Source organism: Streptomyces prasinopilosus, assembly GCF_001419695.1.
GTDB classification, from domain to species: domain Bacteria; phylum Actinomycetota; class Actinomycetes; order Streptomycetales; family Streptomycetaceae; genus Streptomyces; species Streptomyces prasinopilosus.
This window is the reverse complement of the sequence record NZ_LIRG01000913.1, coordinates 1-2,071: the sequence shown is the minus strand read 5'-3', so window position 1 is coordinate 2,071 and position 2,071 is coordinate 1. Positions and strand designations below refer to the sequence as shown.

2 protein-coding genes and 1 pseudogene are annotated in these 2,071 nt (G+C 72.7%); 1 reads left to right on the top strand and 2 read right to left on the bottom strand.

Features of this window, described 5'->3' with window-relative positions:
- Nucleotides 1–978: pseudogene (locus AOK18_RS28415) on the top strand (hypothetical protein); the annotation flags it as partial.
- 186 nt (nt 979–1,164) lie between these two features.
- Here the strand turns inward: AOK18_RS28415 and AOK18_RS28410 are convergent.
- Nucleotides 1,165–1,602 carry a DUF7144 family membrane protein gene (locus tag AOK18_RS28410; RefSeq protein WP_055696182.1) on the bottom strand — a complete coding sequence of 146 codons (438 nt, stop codon included), beginning with the start codon at nt 1,600–1,602 and terminating at the stop codon, nt 1,165–1,167.
- A gap of 107 nt (nt 1,603–1,709) precedes the next feature.
- Nucleotides 1,710–2,071 (bottom strand): PLDc N-terminal domain-containing protein (locus AOK18_RS28405; protein WP_055696181.1); only part of this gene is annotated, 362 nt, incomplete at its 5' end.

The following is a 2,071-nucleotide window of genomic DNA, read 5'->3' as shown; positions in this document are numbered from 1 at the left end:
GCCACCCCGCCCCCGGCGGCCTCCTCGAAGGCACCGAAGAAGAAGGGCCGCGGCAAACTGCCCCTGCTCGGCGGCGCCGTGATCCTGCTCGTCGGCGGCGTCTACGGCGCCGGCCTGCTGATGAACCACTCCGACGTGCCCAAGGGCACCACCGTGCTCGGCGTCGACATCGGCGGCAGCACCCGCGACGAGGCCGTGAAGACGCTCGACAAGGCCCTCGCCGACCGGCTGGACAAGCCGCTCAAGCTGGCCGTCGGCGACAAGACCGTCGAACTGGAGCCGGACAAGGCCGGACTCCAGCTCGACACCGACGCCACCGTCGGCGCGGCGGCCCGCAGCGACTACAACCCGGTCTCCGTGATCGGCTCCCTGTTCGGCAACAGCCGCGTCGTCGCCCCCGTCGTCCCCGTGGACGAGGAGAAGCTGCACGCCGCCCTGGAGTCCGCGGGCGGCGGCTCCGGCAACGACGGCACGATCACGTTCGAGTCCGGGAAGGCCGTCGCCGTCTACGGCAAGCCCGGCGCGGGCATCGACGTCGACAAGTCGGCCGAGGCGGTCGCGGAGGCGTACCGGGCCCAGGTGGAGACCGGCTCCTCCTCCCCGGTGACGGTCCCGACGACCACGCGGGAGCCCACGGTGTCCAAGGCCGAGGTCGACCGGATGATGAAGGAGTTCGCCGAGCCGGCGATGTCCGCCCTGGTCACCGTCCAGACCGACGCGGCCCACCAGATCTCCTTCAGCCCGGAGAAGTCGCTGTGGAAGTTCCTCGGCGTCAAGGCGCAGGACGGCAAACTGGTCGAGTACTACGACCGGAAGGCGCTGCAGGAGCTCTACGGCGACGTCTTCGACGGCGTGCTGATCACCCGGGGCAACGGCGAGAAGACCCCCGTCACCGTCGAGGACGTGATCGGCGCCCTGCGCCCGGCGCTCCAGAGCACCGGTGACCGCGTCGGCGTGATCGAGACCGACCCGAGCTGAACCGGCACCCGTCCACCGCCCCGGCCCCCGCACGGCATCCGTCGCGCGGGGGCCGGGGCGTCCGGCTCACCGCCGGGACCGCCCGCGAGCCGGGCCGGAGCCCGGCACCGGAACCCGCTTCGAGGCCGCGCCGACCCGGAACACCGGGTCGGCGCGGCCTCGAAGCGTCCGGCCGGGGCGTCCGGCTCAGACGTCCTCGCGCCGCACCGTGCACAGCGCCCAGATCATGACGCCGGAAAGGGCGATCATCACGACCGACCAGACCGGCGCGTACGGCAGGGACATGAAGTTGGCGATCATGATGAGCCCCCCGATCACCACACCGGCCACCCGTGCCCACGTACTGGCCCGGAACAGCCCCACGCCGACGAGCACGGCCACCGCGCCCAGGAGCAGGTGGATCCAGCCCCAGGACGTGAGGTCGAACTGGAAGACGTAGTTCTGCGTGGCCACGAAGACGTCGTCCTGGGCGATCCCGGCGATGCCCCGGACGATGTTCAGGATTCCGGCGAGCATCAGCATGACGCCGCCGAAGACGGTCAGCCCGCCGGCCCACTCGTGCGCGGCGGAGGGAGTGTGCGCACGTGCCTGTGTTCGGGTGTGATGGGCGTGAGCCGTAGCCATGGTCACCGCCCCTTTCGCTTGTCGTACGGGTTCCCGGTCCTCGGTGCGCCCGTCCGGCGCGGGGTCCGTGGCGCGTGCGGGCGCGCGGGTGCGCGTGCCCGTACGGGTCAGGGGGTGCGTCCCGCGCCGTGGCCGCCCAGCACCAGCTCCTTGGCCCGGCCGAACTCCTCGTCGGTCAGGTCGCCGCGCGAACGGATCTCGGACAGCCGGTGCAGTTCGTCGGCGGTGCCGCCCCGCCCGGTCCCCCCGCCGGAGCCCGCGGCCGTCTCCCTGACGTAGCGGTCGAACGCCTCCTGCCGCGCACGGGCCTGCGCGATCTCCCGCCGGCCCATGGTCCGGCCGCGGGCCACCACGTAGGCGAACACGCCGGCGAACGGCAGCGCGACGACGAGGACCAGCCACCCGGCCTTGGCCCAGCCGCTCAGCGCGTCGTCCCGGAAGAGGTCGGTGACGACGCGGAACAGCAGCA

Excerpts from the sequence above, each read along its gene's own strand:
- AOK18_RS28410 (WP_055696182.1), bottom strand. The coding sequence starts at position 1,602 with ATGGCTACGGCTCACGCCCATCACACCCGAACACAGGCACGTGCGCAC.